This window comes from Kitasatospora sp. NPDC059327 (genome assembly GCF_042752535.1).
In the GTDB taxonomy this organism is placed as follows: Bacteria; Actinomycetota; Actinomycetes; order Streptomycetales; family Streptomycetaceae; genus Kitasatospora.
In genome coordinates, this window is record NZ_JBHYYB010000044.1 from 25,502 (window position 1) to 41,419 (window position 15,918).

At 74.7% G+C, this 15,918-nt stretch carries 16 protein-coding genes; 6 read left to right on the plus strand and 10 right to left on the minus strand.

The features are described 5' to 3' along the window. Positions 1-82: 82 nt before the first annotated feature. Positions 83-562, plus strand: coding sequence for a MarR family transcriptional regulator (locus tag ACFXHB_RS25070; RefSeq protein ID WP_380576857.1), 480 nt, complete (start codon positions 83-85; stop codon positions 560-562). Between the two features lie 72 nt (positions 563-634). Here the strand turns inward: ACFXHB_RS25070 and ACFXHB_RS25075 are convergent, their stop codons facing one another. Further along, positions 635-1,057, minus strand: a complete 423-nt coding sequence (locus tag ACFXHB_RS25075; protein WP_380576858.1) for a hypothetical protein — start codon at positions 1,055-1,057, stop codon at positions 635-637. Positions 1,058-1,221: 164 nt separating this feature from the next. Here ACFXHB_RS25075 and ACFXHB_RS25080 point away from each other — a divergent pair, with 164 nt between their 5' ends. Further along, a complete protein-coding gene (locus ACFXHB_RS25080; protein ID WP_380576859.1) occupies positions 1,222-1,362 on the plus strand; it encodes a hypothetical protein in 141 nt (46 codons plus the stop codon). A gap of 180 nt (positions 1,363-1,542) precedes the next feature. On the opposite strand, the gene ACFXHB_RS25085 is transcribed toward ACFXHB_RS25080, so the two are convergent. From ACFXHB_RS25085 to soxR, 6 genes are all read right to left on the minus strand, one after another. Further along, positions 1,543-2,040, minus strand: coding sequence for a class I SAM-dependent methyltransferase (locus ACFXHB_RS25085; protein ID WP_380576896.1), 498 nt, complete (start codon positions 2,038-2,040; stop codon positions 1,543-1,545). A gap of 40 nt (positions 2,041-2,080) precedes the next feature. Continuing rightward, positions 2,081-2,740, minus strand: coding sequence for an HAD family hydrolase (locus tag ACFXHB_RS25090; RefSeq protein ID WP_380576860.1), 660 nt, complete (start codon positions 2,738-2,740; stop codon positions 2,081-2,083). 136 nt (positions 2,741-2,876) lie between these two features. Continuing rightward, positions 2,877-3,080 (minus strand): DUF397 domain-containing protein, encoded by a 204-nt coding sequence (locus tag ACFXHB_RS25095; protein WP_380576861.1) that lies wholly within the window; start codon positions 3,078-3,080, stop codon positions 2,877-2,879. Beyond that, on the minus strand, positions 3,070-3,939 hold the full coding sequence (locus ACFXHB_RS25100; protein WP_380576862.1) for a helix-turn-helix domain-containing protein: 870 nt from the start codon (positions 3,937-3,939) through the stop codon (positions 3,070-3,072). Before ACFXHB_RS25100 ends, ACFXHB_RS25095 begins: the two co-directional genes overlap by 11 nt. Positions 3,940-4,122: 183 nt before the next feature. Beyond that, a complete protein-coding gene (locus tag ACFXHB_RS25105) occupies positions 4,123-4,572 on the minus strand; it encodes a hypothetical protein (protein WP_380576863.1) in 450 nt (149 codons plus the stop codon). A 97-nt stretch (positions 4,573-4,669) separates the two neighbouring features. Then, complete coding sequence (gene soxR / locus ACFXHB_RS25110) at positions 4,670-5,218, minus strand: redox-sensitive transcriptional activator SoxR (RefSeq protein WP_380576864.1); 549 nt, start codon at positions 5,216-5,218, stop codon at positions 4,670-4,672. A gap of 56 nt (positions 5,219-5,274) precedes the next feature. Here soxR and ACFXHB_RS25115 point away from each other — a divergent pair, with 56 nt between their 5' ends. Then, complete coding sequence (locus ACFXHB_RS25115; protein ID WP_380576865.1) at positions 5,275-5,976, plus strand: transketolase; 702 nt, start codon at positions 5,275-5,277, stop codon at positions 5,974-5,976. Positions 5,977-6,048: 72 nt separating this feature from the next. Further along, complete coding sequence (locus tag ACFXHB_RS25120; protein WP_380576866.1) at positions 6,049-6,942, plus strand: transketolase family protein; 894 nt, start codon at positions 6,049-6,051, stop codon at positions 6,940-6,942. Between the two features lie 103 nt (positions 6,943-7,045). Here the strand turns inward: ACFXHB_RS25120 and treZ are convergent, their stop codons facing one another. From treZ to glgX, 3 genes are all read right to left on the minus strand, one after another. Then, positions 7,046-8,791: a malto-oligosyltrehalose trehalohydrolase gene (treZ, locus tag ACFXHB_RS25125; RefSeq protein WP_380576867.1), complete on the minus strand. Its 1,746-nt coding sequence runs from the start codon at positions 8,789-8,791 to the stop codon at positions 7,046-7,048. Continuing rightward, on the minus strand, positions 8,788-11,307 hold the full coding sequence (gene treY, locus ACFXHB_RS25130) for a malto-oligosyltrehalose synthase (protein ID WP_380576868.1): 2,520 nt from the start codon (positions 11,305-11,307) through the stop codon (positions 8,788-8,790). The genes treZ and treY overlap by 4 nt, the downstream gene beginning before the upstream one ends. Positions 11,308-11,387: 80 nt before the next feature. Continuing rightward, positions 11,388-13,520: a glycogen debranching protein GlgX gene (gene glgX, locus ACFXHB_RS25135; protein ID WP_380576869.1), complete on the minus strand. Its 2,133-nt coding sequence runs from the start codon at positions 13,518-13,520 to the stop codon at positions 11,388-11,390. 511 nt (positions 13,521-14,031) lie between these two features. Between glgX and ACFXHB_RS25140 the strand changes: the two genes are divergently transcribed. Both ACFXHB_RS25140 and ACFXHB_RS25145 read left to right on the plus strand, forming a co-directional pair. Further along, entirely contained in the window at positions 14,032-15,309 is a 1,278-nt protein-coding gene (locus ACFXHB_RS25140) for an SAV2148 family HEPN domain-containing protein (protein WP_380576870.1), read from the plus strand. Between the two features lie 114 nt (positions 15,310-15,423). Further along, a complete protein-coding gene (locus ACFXHB_RS25145; protein WP_380576871.1) occupies positions 15,424-15,897 on the plus strand; it encodes a GNAT family N-acetyltransferase in 474 nt (157 codons plus the stop codon). The last annotated feature ends 21 nt before the right edge of the window (positions 15,898-15,918 follow it).

The window sequence follows — 15,918 nt, forward strand, 5'->3', positions numbered from 1 at the left end:
GGGTCGGTTCGGACCGCGGGTGCGTAGTGGCTTTGCCGGTCAATCATCTTTGATGACAAAGGTATCCGGATAGGGGTGCGTGATGTCAACGCCGAAGGAGGGCACGGGCGATGACGGTGAGGCGGTCGACGACGCGGTCCGGGCCTTGCTGCTGCTGATGCCGCGGCTGGTGGGCCGGGCGAAGCGGATTCCGCCCCCCGAGGCGCTGCGGTCCTTCGCCCTCGCGCCCCGGCACCTGTCCCTGCTCTCCTACCTGCTCTTCGACGGCGCGATGACCGTCAACGAGCTGGCCGGCCGGCTGGAGGTCGCGCCCACCACGGTGAGCCTGATGGTCGGCGAGCTGAGCCGGCAGGGAATCCTGGAACGGCGCGAGGACGAGGCGGACCGGCGCCGGCGGATCGTCACCGTCGTCCCGGAGCAGCGGCCCGCGATCGCGGGCTGGCTCGCCCCGGGGGCGGCCGCGTGGCGCACGGCGCTGACGCCGCTGAGCCCGGAGGAGCGGCGGATGTTCGTGAACACCTTGCTCGCCTACGAGGCCGCGGTCACGGTCGACGGCCGGTAGGCCCGGCGGGTGCCGCCGGTCGGTGCCGTGCCGGGCGCACGGGACCGACCGGACGGGGGTGGCCGCCCGGTACTACCGGCGGCGCTCCCGGCGCGGCGTCAGGCCGAGGGCCGGCCGGCCGGCGCCGCCGAGCGCGAGCGCGAGCACGAGCACGAGCACGAGCACGAGCGCGAGCGCGAGCACGAACCGGACCGCGCCCAGCAGGCGCCGCGGCCGGCCCGGCCCGGGAGCCGGCCTCCTCGCCGGCTCGCCCTCCCGGCCGGACTTCAGCCGGAGCCAGGCCGCACCGGTGAGCCGCGGGCGGACCAGCACGGTCGGGAGGGCGGCGGGCAGGCGCCGCAGGGCCCTGCGGACCGCGGCGGTGGCGAGTTCGAGAAGTACGGCGGCCACCAGTGCGACCACCAGCGCGGTGCGCCAGCCGACCAGGTCCTCGCCGAGGAGGAGGGCGCGCGCCAGGTGGTGCCGGGGCAGGGGCGGGAGTGCGGAGTCGTCCATGCTCCCTCGACGTGGCCGGGGCGGTTCGCGTTGCGGCCGCAAGGAATCGGGGCCCGGCCCCGTCATGGGGGTGAGGGTGATTTGGGAAGGGAAGCGCATATGCAGGACTTCGCGCCGCTGCGGGGGGAGCGGCCGCTGGGCCCGCGGGGGGGGAGGGGGCCGACGTGCTCGACGACTGGGACGCGCGCTATGCCAGGCTGTCCACCGGTGCCGACGCCCTGGGCGCCCCACTGGGCGAGCAGGTCGGGGACCTCTCGATGTGGGACGTGCCGTGGTCCGTCACGGAGACGGGAGAGGTCCTATGACCACCGTCCGTCGACGAACGAACCCGGGCCCGCAGGGGATCGGGGGCACCCCGACGCTCCCGGTCGTGTGGGCGGCGAGTGCCGTGCCGGCCCCGGTGCCGAAGAAGTAGGCCGAAGTGGCCTGCCGCCAACGGGGGGCGGCGGCAGGCCACTTCGGCGCGGAGCCTCGGCCCGACCCCGCTACCGGGGCGGGCGCCGGAACAGCGCGGTCAGCGGCACCGGAATGCCGAACAACGGCGAGTCGGGGCCCTGGGGCTCCATTGGGCGGATCTCGATCTCGGTGAAGTCCGAGAAGACGTGGCGAAGTTCGTCGGGTGTGCAGGCGAGTCCGCCGTCGAGCCGGCCGTTGCGGTAGAGCTCCGCGTCGGGGAGTTCGGACCCCGTCGCACCGGCCGCGAAGGCGTTGACGACGACGTGCCCGCCTGGCTTCAACACGCCCTCCAGGAGCGCGAGGTGGCTGATCCGGCGGTGCGGCGGCAGGTGGTGCAGGCAGCCGGAGTCGTACACCAGGTCGTACTGCCCGAGCGGGAGTCCGGTGTCGAAGGCGTCGCCGCAGCGGAACCGGACGTCGACCCCGGCCTCGCGGGCCCGTTCCCCGGCCCATGCGACGGCGGTGGGCGTCCCGCCCGTCGACGGTGCCTCCGGGAGCCCTGGAGGGGGTGTCGGGAGGCGGGGCAGGGGGTCGCGTTTCCCAACGGGAGGTCAAGACGTCCGGCTGTCAGCGGTGCGCGGCCGCGCCGTCGACGGCGCGGTCGATCGCGGTGGCGACGTCGTCGGCGACCAGGGTGGGCCGGTACGCCTCCGCCGTCCACGGCCGGCCGGCCGACACCCAGACGCTGCGCAGGCCGAGCGCGTGCGCGCCCGCGATGTCGGCGTGCGCCGAGTCGCCGATCATCCAGGCACCGGGCAGGGGGTGCTCCACCGCCACGGCCGCGGCGCGGAAGATCTCCGCTCCCGGCTTCTTGTGGCCGACGGCCTCGGAGACCACCCAGCCGTGCACGAGCCGGTCGAGCCCGGTCCGGCGGATCTTCGCCTCCTGCTGTCCGGTCCGGCCGTTGGTGACGATGACGCAGGTCCACCCGGCGGCCCGGGCCCGGCCCAGGGCCGCCCGGGTCGACTCGGCCAGCACCACGAGGTCGGCGCCCCCGCCGTCGAGCAGGGCGTCGACGGCGCTCGCGGACACCGAACTCCCGTACCGCGCGGCGATCGCGGCGGCCATCCGGTCCTCGGGCGTGTAGCCGCTCGCGTCCAGCTCCGCGAACCAGCCGAGGTCGCCGCCGGGCAGCCGGTGCTCCGTCAGGAACGCCCGGACGGCGGCCAGGAAGGCGGCGTCACGGTCGATCAGGGTGTTGTCGAGGTCGAGCATCAGCAGCGGCATGACCGGCAGTACACCACAACGGGCCTGCGGGGCCGAAGGGATGGGCTCCCGCCCCGGCCCGCCCCGGCCCGCCCCGGCTCCCGCCCGCGGCACCGGACGCCGGGTCGGTGGCGGCCGGTGTCGGTGGCGGCCGGTGTCAGGAGTGGGCGGGGAGGTCGCCGGTGCGCAGCGCGGCGAGGAAGGACCGCCAGGCGTCGGCGGTGAAGGTCAGGGCGGGCCCCTGGGGGTCCTTGCTGTCCCGGACCGGCACCGCACCGGGGTCGCCGTACGCGACCTCGACGCAGTTGCCGCCCTCTCCGCCGCTGAAGGTGCTCTTGCGCCACCTGAGGTCAGCCGTCATGTCCGTACCCCTCTGCTACGAGTTCGCTCATCCAGGACAGCGAATCCTCGGGGCTCAGGGCGGATTCCGCAAGCTGCTCGAAGACGAACTCGTGCCGGGCGACATCCGGCTCCCGCTCCAGGTACAGACTGCTCGTCAGCGCCTCGACGTAGACGATCCGGCCGGGCACGTCGGCGAAGGAGAGGATGTGGAAGGCCATGCTCATCGCCGGATGGGCCCCGGCGCTGAAGGGGAGCAGCTGGATCCGCACCGTCGGCCGCTGGGCGAGCCGGATCAGGTGGGCCACCTGCTCCCGCATCACGCGGGGGCCGCCGACCGAGCGGCGCAGCACCGCCTCGTTGAGGACCACCCAGACCGTCGGCGGGGTCGGGCGGGCGAAGACCTCCTGCCGCTGCATGCGCAGTTCGGCCCGCCGGTCGACGATGGGTTCGATGTCCGCGTGCCGTCCGGACAGCGAGGTGCGGAACGTAGCCCGCGCGTAGTCCACCGTCTGGAAGATGCCGGGGACCAGCTCGGTCTCGTAGGCACGGATGCGTTCGGCGTCGGACTCCATGCCGACGTAGGTCTGGAACCAGTCGGGGAGGGTGTCCCCGTAGTCGTGCCACCAACCCCGTTGTGTGCTGCGGCGGGTGAGGGAGATGAACTGCCGCAGCTCGGACTCGTCGGTGACGCCGTAGAGTGCGAGCAGCGCGCGGACGTCCGATTCCTTCAGCGTGGTCCGGCCGGACTCGATGCGCGAGATCTTCGTGGCGCTGAACCGCAGGGTGTCGGCCGCGGACTTCGCCTGGAGCCCGGTCCGCTCTCGCAGTCGGCGCAGCTCGGAGCCGAGCCTGCGCCGCAGGACGGTCGGACTGTCCACTCTGGTGGCTCCCTCTCGGTCGACGTCGAACCACAGTCTGCCACCCCGCTCGGTGATCACAAGGGTCGTGCGACGGCGCGCACTTGCGCGTGACGGCGGCGGCGGACCCGCGATGTCGGGTCCGCCCGGACAGGGGGAGAGGGCCATGGACGGCCGGAGAAGGACGGCGAGGGCCGCACGGCCTCAGGGCAGGTCGTCCGCCTGGCCCGCGGCGCGCAGGCCGCCGGCGACGGTCGTGCCGAGGAACAAGATGAACAGCGTGTCCCAGGGCAGGGGCGCGACCAGGATCATCGGGAGCCACAGGGCGACGCCCACGATCGACAGGACGGCGGCGGCCCAGGCGTGGCCGCCGCCCGGGCGGCCCCCGCGGATCCGCCGGAAGGCCGTCAGCCAGAGCGCCGCCAGGGCGGCGCAGGCGGCCACGAGGGCGCCGGCGAGGAGTCTCGCGAAGGTGTGGCCGATGAGGTCGTCGCCGTCGCTCCCGGCGGCCTCCCGCGCGGAGGGGCCGTAGGTCAGGGCGAAGAGGCCCCAGCAGAGCGCGCCGGCCGCCCAGAGGACCGCGAGCGCGAGCGCCGACCGCCCGGCGGGAGCGAGCCGTTGGGGCCGTTCGGGGCGGGCGGCGGTCTCGGTCATGGTGATCATGGTAGAGGGCCGAGGTGGGAACCCGACCCGGTCCCGCGCCGTCCCGTCCGGCCCGCGCGGGGGCGTCCGTCCGGTGCCCCGGTGACGGTCAGTGGCCGTCGGCCCGTGCCTCGCCGGGGATCGGCTCGGGGCCGGTGGCCGGGTCGCGGGTGAGCAGGTAGCGCGCCCCCGGGCCGGCGGCGCCGGCGCGGTCGGCGGCGTTGTACAGGGTGCAGCGGGACAGCGAGAGGCAGCCGCAGCCGATGCAGCCCGTGAGCTTGGCCTTCAGGCGCTCCAACTCGGCGATCTGCTCGTCGATCCGGCTCTGCCAGGACCGGGCGACGCCGTCCCACTCGGCGCCGGAGGGCGCGCGGTGCTCGGGGAGGCGGTCCAGGGCGACCTTGGCCTCGTCGAGGGAGAGGCCGACCCGCTGGGCGGCGCGGACGAAGGCGACCCGGCGCAGCGTGCCGCGGGTGTAGCGGCGCTGGCCGCCGGTGGTGCGGGTGGCGTGGATCAGGTCGAGCTTCTCGTAGTAGCGCAGGGCGGAGGTGGCGAGGCCGCTGCGTTCGGAGAGCTGGCCGATGGTGAGCAGGTCGTGCCGGCTCGGTCCGGTGGCGGCCTCGGCGGACTCGTCGCCGGCGGATGCGGGAGCGGTCATGCCGCTCACTGTAGTCGCTTGACTTCAAGCTGACTTCAAGTTGCACCATCGTGGGCATGACGACGAACACCCGTACCGCCACCGGCTTCGAGCAGCTCGCGGGCCTGATGGGCCTGATGACCGGCGCCGAGAAGCACGGCCCCGCCGCCACCTCCACACTGGACGTCCTGTGGGTGCTCTACGACCGCGTCCTGCGCGTCACCCCGGCCACCGCGGAGGACCAGGACCGCGACCGGTTCCTGCTCTCCAAGGGCCACGGTCCGATGGCGTACTACGCGGTGCTCGCGGCCAAGGGGTTCATCGATCCGGCCGTCCTCCCGAGCTTCGGCGCCTACGACTCGCCGCTCGGCCACCACCCGGACCGCACGCTGATCCCCGGGGTGGAGATCGCCTCCGGGTCGCTCGGGCACGGTCTGCCGCTGGCGGTCGGCTCCGCGCTCGGGCTCCGGGCCCAGGGGCTCGCCGACCCGGCGGTGTGGGTGCTGCTCGGCGACGCGGAGTTCGACGAGGGCTCGAACCACGAGGCGGTGGCCTTCGCCGGGGCCTACGGGCTGGACCGGCTGCACGTCGTCGTCATCGACAACTCCTCCGCCACGCACGGCTGGCGGGGCGGTGTCGCGGCGCGCTTCGCCGCCGAGGGCTGGTCGGCCGAGACCGTGGACGGGCGCGATCACGAGGCGCTGTACGCGGCGTTCACGGCCGAGCACCCGGGACGCCCGCGGGTGGTGGTCGCCCGGGTGGAGCCGAAGGGGAACTGATCCTCGGGCCCGCCCCGGCCCCGCCGCCCTCCGATACCGCCAGGACATCCGACCAGTAAGGGACTTCACCCCATGGACACCATGCGCGAGCGCTTCCTCGACGTGACCACCCGGCTGCTCGACGACGACCCCCGGCTGGCCCTCGTGCTGGCCGACATCAGCGCCGCCGGCTTCGCCCCCGCCGCCGAACGCCACCCCGACCGGGTGGTCAACGTGGGGATCCGCGAGCAGCTGCTGATCGGCGCGGCCGGTGGCCTGGCGCTCACCGGGATGCGGCCGATCGCCCACACCTTCGCCAGCTTCTTGATCGAACGACCCTTCGAGCAGGTCAAGTTGGACCTGGTGCACCAGGGTGTGGGAGCGGTGCTGGTGAGCGCGGCCGGCTCCTACGACTGGCCGGCCGGCGGCCGTACCCACATGGCGCCGGGCGATGTCGCGCTGCTGGACACCCTGCCGGGCTGGACGGTCCATGTGCCGGGCCACCCGGACGAGGCGGAGCTGCTGCTGCGGCACGCGGCGGCCGACGGTGACCGCAATGTCTACCTGCGCCTGTCCGAGCACCGGAACGCGACGGCGGTGCCCGTGGAGGCGGGCCGGTTCACCGTCGTGCGGCGGGGTTCGAAGGGCGTGGTGCTCGCGGTCGGCCCGATGCTGGACGTGGTGCTGGCGGCCACCGAGGGGCTGGACGTGTCCGTGCTGTACGCGGCCACCGTCCGGCCGTTCGACGCGGCGGGGCTGCGGGCCGCGGTGGGCGGGCGCGCGGACGTGGTGCTGGTCGAGCCCTACCTGGCCGGGACGTCCGCCGGGGAGGCGCACGCGGCCCTGGCGGACCGGCCGCACCGGGTGCTGGGCCTCGGGGTGCCGCGCGAGGAGCACCGGCACTACGGCTCGATCGCCGAGCACCTGGCCGCCTACGGTCTGGACGCGGCGGGGCTGCGGGAGCGGATCGGCACCTTCCTCTGGTGAGCCGGCGCGCGGGACGCAGGGCCGTCCGCGTGCCGGGGCCGTCCGTCGCCCGGGCCGTTCGCGTGCCGGGGCCGTCCGTCGCCCGGGCCGTTCGCGTGCCGGGTCAGAGCCGGACGACCGCGACGGAGTCCGGCCCCAGGCGCAGTGTCGCCCCGTCGAGCGCGCACGTCCCGAAGGACGCCAGCGACTGCGGATCCGCCGCCCCCAGGGGCAGTTCGACGGTCCGGTCGCCCAGATTGACGGCGATCCGCAGGCCTCCCCGGTGCAGCAGCAGCCACCGGGCCGCCTCGTCGTACTCGACCCGGACGGCCCCGAGGTCCGGGTCGGTGAGCTCCGGCCGGGTGCGCCGCAGCCGGATCAACGTCCGGTACCAGGACAGCAGTTCGGCGTGCGGGGCGCGCCCCGGCTCGGTCCAGTCGAGGACGGAGCGCAGCACGGTGGCCGGTTCCTGGGGGTCCGGCACCGCGTCCGCCCGCCAGCCGTGCTCGGCGAACTCCCGCCGCCGGCCCTGCCGGACGGCCTCGGCGAGGTTCGGATCGGTGTGGTCGGTGAAGTACTGCCAGGGGGTGGCCGCACCCCACTCCTCGCCCATGAACAGCATGGGGGTGAACGGCGAGGCGAGGACCAGGGCCGCCCCGCAGGCCAGCCGGCCGGGGGAGAGGCCGGGGGAGAGCCGGTCGCCGAGCGCCCGGTTGCCGACCTGGTCGTGGGTCTGCAGGTAGCCGAGCAGCCGGTGGCCGTGGGCGGGCGGGAAGGGGCGGCCGTGGCCGCGGCCGCGGAACGACGACCAGCCGCCGTCGTGGAAGAAGCCGTGGGTGAGCGTCCTGGCCACGGCGGCCAGTGGTGCGCGGGCGAAGTCGCCGTAGTAGCCCTGGGATTCGCCGGTGAGGGCGGTGTGCAGGGCGTGGTGGAAGTCGTCGCTCCACTGGGCGGTCAGGCCCTGGCCGCCGGCCTCGCGCGGGGTCGTGGTGCGGGGGGAGTTGAGGTCGGACTCGGCGACCAGGAACAGCGGCCGGTTGGTGGCGATGGCCAACTTTTCGACCTCGAAAGAGAGTTCCTCCAGGAAGTGGACGGCCCGGTCGTCCGCGAGGGCGTGCACGGCGTCCAGGCGCAGGCCGTCGATCCGGTAGTCGCGGAGCCAGGCCAGCGCGCTGCCGATCAGATAGCGGCGCACCTCGTCCGAGCCGGGGGCGTCCAGGTTGACCGCCGAGCCCCACGGCGTGTGGTGGCGGTCGGTGAAGTACGGGCCGAAGGCGGGCAGGTGGTTGCCGGACGGGCCGAGGTGGTTGTGCACCACGTCGAGGACGACGCCGAGGCCCTTGCGGTGCGCGGCGTCCACGAAGCGCTTCAGCCCCTCCGGGCCCCCGTAGGGCTCGTGCACGGCCCAGAGCGAGACGCCGTCGTAGCCCCAGCCGTGCCGGCCGGGGAACGGGCAGACCGGCAGCAGCTCGACGAAGTCCACGCCCAGTTCGACCAGATGGTCGAGGTGTTCGGCGGCGGCGTCGAAGGTGCCGGCGGCCGTGAAGGTGCCGATGTGCAGCTCGTACAGGACGGCTCCGGGCAGCGGACGGCCGGGCCGGTCGGGCCGCGACCAGTGGAACGCCGCGTGGTCGACCGGCCGGCTGGGCCCGTCCGGTCCGTGCGGCTGCCGGGGGGAGCGCGGGTCGGGCAGCGGCCGGCCGCCGTCCAGCCGGAACGCGTAGTCCCCGGCCGGTGCCCGCCCGTGCCACCAGCCGGCCCGGTCGTCGTCCCGGGTCAGCGGGTGCCGTGTGCCGTCGACCTCCACCTCGACCCGTTCGGTGGCGGCCGGGGCCCACACCTCGTAGCTCTGGACCTCGTGCGTCGTCACGCCTCGCCCCTCCTGGTCAGCAGCGCCACCGGCTGGACCGCCAGCAGCTCCGCCACCGGTACCGGGCCCGCCGTGAACCGGCGCCCGGTCAGTTCCTCCGTCCACGCCCCGCCGGCCGGCAGGTCCAGCGCGGTGTCCTGCCAGCCGCCGGACCGGGCGAGCCCGTAGGGCAGCCGGGTGACCGCCGTGATCACGTCCGCCCCGCGCGCGAAGGCCAGCAGGTGGTCGGCGGCGCGGCCCCGGGCGGCCAGCGGCCGGTAGTCGCCCAGCGGCCGGTGCCGGCGCAGGTGCAGCGCCGTGGTGGTCAGGTGCAGCTTCTCCCGGGCGAGGTCGCCCGCCCGCGCGGTGGCCGAGTCGGTCAGCCGGGCGGCGAGCGCGCCGAGGTCCACCACGCCCCGGTTGTCCGGGTCGACCAGGGTGTACAGCGGCTCCTCGCTGCCCTGGTAGAGGTCCGGCACGCCGGGCACGGTCAGGTGCAGCAGGGCGGCGGAGAGGGTGTTGACCCGGGCGTGCGGTGCCAGTGACCGCACCATGCCCTCGATCCGGGGGAGCAGCCCCGGGTGGCCGTGGACGGACCGGGCGCGGTCGGCGAGGGCCTGCTCGAAGCGGGCGTCGGGGGACGTCCAGGAGGTCCGCGCCTTGGCCTCACGGGCGGCCTTGAGCAGGGCGGGGACGAGCCGTTCCGGGGTGATCGGCCAGGCCGCGACCAGGGTCTGCCAGAGCAGCCAGTCGCTGTTCGGGTCGCCCCCCGGGCCGGCGGCGGTGGACCAGGCGGCGGCCTCGGCGGCCCAGGCGTCCGGCTGTTCGGCCAGCACCGCGAGGCGGGCGCGGGCGTCGGCGCTGCGCTTGGTGTCGTGGGTGGAGAGCACGGTCATGGTGGCCGGCCAGTGCGCCTCGACGTAACGGCACCAGTCGTGGAAGGCGGCGGGCGGGAGCCCCGGCCGGGCCGGTTCGCCGCCGACCTCGTTCAGCGCGAGCAGCGCGTTCCACCGGTAGAAGGCGGTGTCCTCGACGCCCTTGGCGGCGACGGCGGCGGCGGTCTGCGCGAAGCGCTCGCAGAACTCGTCCTTCTCGGCGCCGCTCCCCAGCCGCCCGAGGGCGAGGTCGGCGACCAGCCGCGCGGTGGCCTCCTCGGCGGCCTCCTCGGCGGCGTCCCCGGTGGAGCCCCCGGCGTCCCCGGCGTCCCCGGTGGCGTCGGTGGCGTCGAGCGCGGCCCGGACCTGCCGCTCGGACGCCTCCGGGGCGGGCTCGCCGGGCCGCACGTACGGGCGGTACGCCGGGTAGCCGGTGAGCACCCGCCGCAGGGCGTCCCGCAGCTGCCAGGGCGCGTGGTCGGCGTGGGCGGGCTCGGCGGCGCCGATCCGCACGGCGAGCCGGACCAGGCGTTCGACCTCGGCGGCCAGCTCGCCGTGCGGGTCGGTCATGTCGGCCCGCCCCTGCCGGGCGGCCGCGACCGCCGGGTGCGGGTCGGCGCACGGCTCACCGGCCGGACCGGCCCCGTCGGCGCCGTTCCCGGCGACGGCGCGCTCGTAGGCACCGGCCAGCCGACCGGCCCCCGCGTGGTCGGTGAGCACGCCGTCGATGCGGCGCAGCGCGTCGTACCCGGTGGTGCCGGCGCACGGCCAGTCCCCGGGGAGGCGCTCCTCGCCGGTGAGGATCTTCTCCACCACCGTGTAGGCGCCGCCGGTGGCCCCGGCGAGCCGGCGCAGATAGCCGCGCGGGTCGGCCAGGCCGTCCGGGTGGTCGATCCGGAACCCGTCCAGCACGCCCTCGCGGTGCAGCCGCAGCAGCACGCCGTGGGTCGCCTCGAACACCTCGGGGACTTCGACCCGGACGGCGATCAGCTCGTTGACGGTGAAGAACCGTCGGTAGTTCAGCTCGGTGCGGGCCAGCCGCCACCAGGCGAGCCGGTACCACTGCCGGGCGAGCAGGTCCGCGAGCGGGAGGTCGGCGGTGCCGGGCCGCAGCGGGAGGGCGTGGTCGTGGTAGCGCAGCTCCTCGCCGTCGACGACGAGCTCGCCGAGGACGGCGCCGAGCCGGTCGCCGAGCAGGGGCAGCAGCACCCGGCCGCGTCCGGGCGCGTCCACCGGCCCCGGCTGGGCGGCCCAGTCGATGTCGAACCAGGGCGCGTACGGCGAGTCGGGGCCGTCCCGCAGGACGTGCCAGAGCGGCCGGTTGAGCCGTTCGGGGACGGGCACGGCCATGTGGTTGGGCACCACGTCGGCGATCAGCCGCAGATCGTGCCGGTGGGCCTCGGCGGCCAGCGCGCGCAGCGCCGGCTCGCCGCCGAGCTGGGCGCTGATCCGCCCGTGGTCGACGGTGTCGTAGCCGTGGGTGGAGCCGGGGGCGGCCTCCAGCAGCGGGGAGAGGTGCAGGTGCGAGACGCCGAGGGCGGCGAGGTAGGGCACGGCGGCGGTGGCGTCGCGCAGGGTGAAGCCGGGCTGCAGCTGGAGCCGGTAGCTGGCGGACGGTACTGCGGCCGGGCGGGGCTGCGCGGGCTCGGCGGCGTAGGTCATGTGTCCATGAGTACCCGTGCGAGCCCGCGGCCAAGACCCGTTGCTGATCCGAACAGGTGAACGCGCCGGGCGCGGCGCGGCTAGGCCGGCCGCTGGAGCACCATCAGCGAGCGGTCGGTGAGCCAGAGCGCGTCCCCGGCCTTGACCCGGGCGCCGGTGCCGGGGGCGGGCAGCCGCGGCTGGGCGGTGTCGACCACGACCTGCCACTCCTGCCCGTGATCGGCCGGGACGGTGAACTCCAGCTGCTCGAAGTGGGCGTTGAACATCAGCAGGAAGGAGTCGTCGACGATCCGCCCGCCGCGCCGGTCCGGCTCCGAGATGGCGTAGCCGTTGAGGAAGACGGTGAGCGACTTGGCGTAGCTGGCGCCCCAGTTGCGCTTGGTCATCTCCTCCCCGCTGGGGGTGAACCAGGCGATGTCGGTGAGGTCCTCGTAGTGCCCGGCGGCGGGCCGGCCGGAGACCGGGCGGCCGTGGAAGAAGCGGCGCCGCCGGAAGACGGGGTGGTCGCGGCGCAGCCAGATCATGCCCTGGGTGAACTCCAGCAGCCGGCCCTCCGGTCCGTCCCCCTCGGGCCAGTGCACCCAGGCGAGCTCGTTGTCCTGGCAGTAGGCGTTGTTGTTGCCCTGCTGGGTGCGGCCGAGCTCGTCGCCGTGCGAGAGCATCGGCACGCCCTGGGAGAGCAGCAGGGTGGCGATCAGGTTCCGTTGCTGGCGGGCGCGCAGCTCCTCGACGGCCGGGTCGGTGCTCGGCCCCTCGGTGCCGCAGTTCCAGGAGCGGTTGAAGGATTCGCCGTCCCGGTTGTCCTCGCCGTTGGCCGCGTTGTGCTTGTCGTTGTAGGAGACCAGGTCGCGCAGGGTGAAGCCGTCGTGGCAGGTGACGAAGTTGATCGAGGCGATCGGGCGGCGGCCGTCGTCCTGGTAGAGGTCGGAGGAGCCGGTGAGCCGGGAGCCGAACTCGGCGAGGGTGGCGTTCTCGCCGCGCCACAGGTCGCGGACGGTGTCCCGGTACATGCCGTTCCACTCCGTCCACAGCGGTGGGAAGTTGCCCACCTGGTAGCCGCCCTCGCCGAGGTCCCAGGGCTCGGCGATCAGCTTGGCCTGGGAGACCACCGGGTCCTGCTGGACCAGGTCGAAGAACGAGGAGAGCCGGTCCACCTCGTGGAACTGCCGGGCCAGGGTGGCGGCGAGGTCGAAGCGGAAGCCGTCGACGTGCATCTCGGTGACCCAGTAGCGCAGCGAGTCCATGATCAGCTGGAGCACGTGCGGGCTGCGCATCAGCAGGCTGTTGCCGGTGCCCGTGGTGTCCTCGTAGAACCGCTGGTCCTGGGCGAGTCGGTAGTAGGAGACGTTGTCCAGGCCGCGCAGCGAGAGCGTCGGGCCGAGGTGGTTGCCCTCGGCGGTGTGGTTGTAGACGACGTCCAGGATCACCTCGATGCCGGCCGCGTGCAGCGCCTTCACCATCGACTTGAACTCCTGCACCTGCTGGCCTCTGTCCCCGGTGGAGGAGTAGGAGGAGTGCGGGGCGAAGAAGCCGACGGTGTTGTAGCCCCAGTAGTTGGACAGGCCGAGGTCGCGCAGCCGGTGGTCGCGGACGAACTGGTGCACCGGCATCAGCTCGATCGCGGTGACGCCGAGCTTGGCCAGGTGCTCGATCACCGCGGGGTGCGCCAGGCCCGCGTAGGTGCCGCGGATCTCCTCGGGGATGCCGGGGTGGAGCTTGGTGAGACCCTTCACATGGGCCTCGTAGACCACGGTGCGGTGGTAGTCCGTGCGCGGCGGCCGGTCGGTGCCCCAGTCGAAGTACGGATTGACGACCACCGAGTGCATCGTGTGCGGGGCGGAGTCGAGGTCGTTGCGCCGCTCGGGGGCGCCGAAGTGGTAGCCGTAGACCGACTCGTCCCAGTCGATGTTCCCGCTCATCGCCTTGGCGTACGGGTCCAGCAGCAGTTTGGCGCTGTTGTGCCGCTGTCCGAGCCCGGGGTTGTACGGTCCGTGGACGCGGAAGCCGTACCGCCGGCCGGGCTGGACCCCGGGGAGGTAGGCGTGCCGGACGAAGGCGTCCGTCTCGCGCAGCTCGACGGCCGTCTCCGAGCCGTCCTCGTCGAGCAGGCAGAGCTCGATCCGGTCGGCGCTCTCGGAGAACACCGCGAAGTTGGTGCCGGCCCCGTCGAAGGTGGCACCGAGGGGGTAGGGCTTCCCTGGCCAGACCTGCATGAGTCCTCAACGTCCTTGGCTAGAAGGGAAACTGACAGGTAGTCCGACAATCGGCCCGGACCCCGACGCTCTCTTCCCGGCCGGGTGGCCGGGCATGTGCGGCGGTCGCGCACCGTGACGCACGGCACAGTCCGCATACTCCCCGACGCCGTCCCCGACTGCGGGGCCATTCGCCTTGTGTTCGCCCGAACGGGTGTCCGGCGGGTGCTCGCGGGGCCGTCGCGCCGCGCGGGGCGGCCGGGGTGCGCGCGCTCCCCTCGGCCAACCGGCTGCGGGCTCCTCGCGGCGGGCAGTACCCTTGATCGTCCGGCCGCTCCGGCGTCGTGGCGATCCATCAGGGGGCGCGGCGGCGACGGTCGCGGCAGGGCCGGCGGGCTCCGGTCGGCGACTCGGCCGGCCGAGGACGCGACCGCGGCCCGACGGAAGTCCGACCGAAGACCCGACCGACCGAAGACCCGACCGACGATCCGGCAGACACACCGGCTCCGGCAGCAACCAGGTGAGGTGGCGCATGGTGTACCCCGCCGGCGGCCGTGGCGGTGGGCCCGGCGCCCCCGACCGGGGCGGCGCCCGCAGCGAGGCTCCGACGGTCGTCATGCGCCCCGCCCTGACCGGCCGGGCCGTGGTGCCCGCCCAGGGCGGACCGGTCGAGATACCCGCCCTCGCGTGGTCCGGTGCCGAGTGGGAGGACGCCTACCAGCGGGTCCGGCTGACCGGGCGGGCGTACGTCTGGCTCAACCTGGTCGAGCAGCGGCTGCGCTCCCTCGTCGACGAGGTGCTCTACCCCATCTACGCGCCCGCCCACGGCGAGGACTGGGTCACCGCCGCGGCCGGCCCGGCCGGCGAGGAATGGGCCCACCGGGCCGGCGCCGTCCGCGAGGTCAGCCGCCGCAAGGGCTACCTGCTCGACCCGGCCGACGACGACCCGCTCGTCTTCCTCACGCTGCCCCAGCTGCGCGAGCTGATGGTCCAGCACTGGCCGTGCTTCGAGCCCTACCTGGCCGACCGCCGGGAGATCGAGCTGGCGCTGGACGAGCTGGAGGTCGCCCGGCACGTCGTCTCCCGCAACCGCGTGCTGACCCAGACCGTGCTGGCCCAGACCGAGCGCGCCGCCGCCCGGCTGCTCGCCGTGCTGGACGGCGGCACCGGCGGGGTCCCCGCCGACGTCGTCGAATCCCTGGTGGCCGGCCGGTACGCCGACGTGGTCGCGGTGCACGCCGACCGGGTCCGGCTCCAGCGCGACCTGCCGGTGGAGGACCTGCTGGACGGCGCCCGGCGGCTGGACGCGCTCGGCATCGGGCTCGGCATGCTCTGCCAGAACTACACCGGCAAGCGCCTGGTCCGGCTCGCCACCGACGGCTGCCGGGTCCGGCTGCTCTTCCTCAACCCGGCGAGCAGCGCCGTCCGCCGCCGGGAGCGTGAACTGGGCCTGGGGCGCGGCGAACTGGCCCGTTCGATCGAGATGAACATCATGCACGTGCGCCGGGTCCGGGCCCGGCTGCGCGACCAGGGCGGGTTCGAGATCCGGGTCTTCGACGAGACCCCGCGCTTCACCGCCTACCTGGTCGAGGGGCCGCGCCCGTCCGGCCAGACCGGCGGCCCCCGCCGGCAGACCCGGGACCTCGGCGTCGTCCAGCCCTACCTGCGCCGGGCCCGGGGCATGGAATCGCCCGCGCTGGTGCTGCGCGGCGGCGCCGGCCAGCAGCCGGGCGGCACCGACGCCGGGTTGCTGGAGGTCTACCGCGAGGAGTTCGAGGGCATCTGGGGGGACTCCCGCCCGGTCTCCTGAGCCGCCCGGTCTCCTGAGCCCCCGGCCGGGGCTGCCCGGGAGACCGGTGGTCAGGGGCCGGACCGCCCGGAAACCCGCTGGCCCGGCCGGGCGGGCCGCTGGAACACTGCCCGGGTGAACACCCCTGACTGGACCTTGCGCGCGGCCGAGGCCGACGATGTCGAACCCGTGGCCGAGCTGCGTGCCGTGGTGCTGCGCCCCGACCTGGAGCGACTCGGCCGCTACGACGAACACCGCGTCCGGCAGCGGCTGCGTGACTCGTTCTCCACCCGCTGGACGTCGATCGTCCTGGCCGAGGGTGCCTTCGCCGGCTGCGTCACCGTCCGCCCCGCGGCGTCGGGCGGCCGGCTGCTGGAGCACTTCTACCTCGCCCCGCGGCACCAGGGCCGGGGCCTCGGCTCCGCCGTCCTGCGCGCCGTCCTCGCCGAGGCCGACGCCGCCGGTGAGACCGTCCGGCTCGACGTGCTCCAGGGCAGCCCCGCCCGCCGCCTCTACGAGCGGCACGGCTTCACCCTGGAGTCCGAGGACCCGATCGACGCCCGGCTGCTCCGCCGGCCGGTCGCCCCGCCCGCCGCCGTCCGGCGGTAGGACCACGCCCCGCTGTGGAGC

Excerpts from the sequence above, each read along its gene's own strand:
- ACFXHB_RS25070 (WP_380576857.1), top strand. The coding sequence starts at position 83 with ATGTCAACGCCGAAGGAGGGCACGGGCGATGACGGTGAGGCGGTCGAC.
- ACFXHB_RS25075 (WP_380576858.1), bottom strand. The coding sequence starts at position 1,057 with ATGGACGACTCCGCACTCCCGCCCCTGCCCCGGCACCACCTGGCGCGC.
- ACFXHB_RS25090 (WP_380576860.1), bottom strand. The coding sequence starts at position 2,740 with ATGCCGCTGCTGATGCTCGACCTCGACAACACCCTGATCGACCGTGAC.
- ACFXHB_RS25095 (WP_380576861.1), bottom strand. The coding sequence starts at position 3,080 with ATGACGGCTGACCTCAGGTGGCGCAAGAGCACCTTCAGCGGCGGAGAG.
- ACFXHB_RS25105 (WP_380576863.1), bottom strand. The coding sequence starts at position 4,572 with ATGACCGAGACCGCCGCCCGCCCCGAACGGCCCCAACGGCTCGCTCCC.
- soxR (WP_380576864.1), bottom strand. The coding sequence starts at position 5,218 with ATGACCGCTCCCGCATCCGCCGGCGACGAGTCCGCCGAGGCCGCCACC.
- ACFXHB_RS25115 (WP_380576865.1), top strand. The coding sequence starts at position 5,275 with ATGACGACGAACACCCGTACCGCCACCGGCTTCGAGCAGCTCGCGGGC.
- ACFXHB_RS25120 (WP_380576866.1), top strand. The coding sequence starts at position 6,049 with ATGGACACCATGCGCGAGCGCTTCCTCGACGTGACCACCCGGCTGCTC.
- treY (WP_380576868.1), bottom strand. The coding sequence starts at position 11,307 with ATGACCTACGCCGCCGAGCCCGCGCAGCCCCGCCCGGCCGCAGTACCG.
- glgX (WP_380576869.1), bottom strand. The coding sequence starts at position 13,520 with ATGCAGGTCTGGCCAGGGAAGCCCTACCCCCTCGGTGCCACCTTCGAC.
- ACFXHB_RS25140 (WP_380576870.1), top strand. The coding sequence starts at position 14,032 with ATGGTGTACCCCGCCGGCGGCCGTGGCGGTGGGCCCGGCGCCCCCGAC.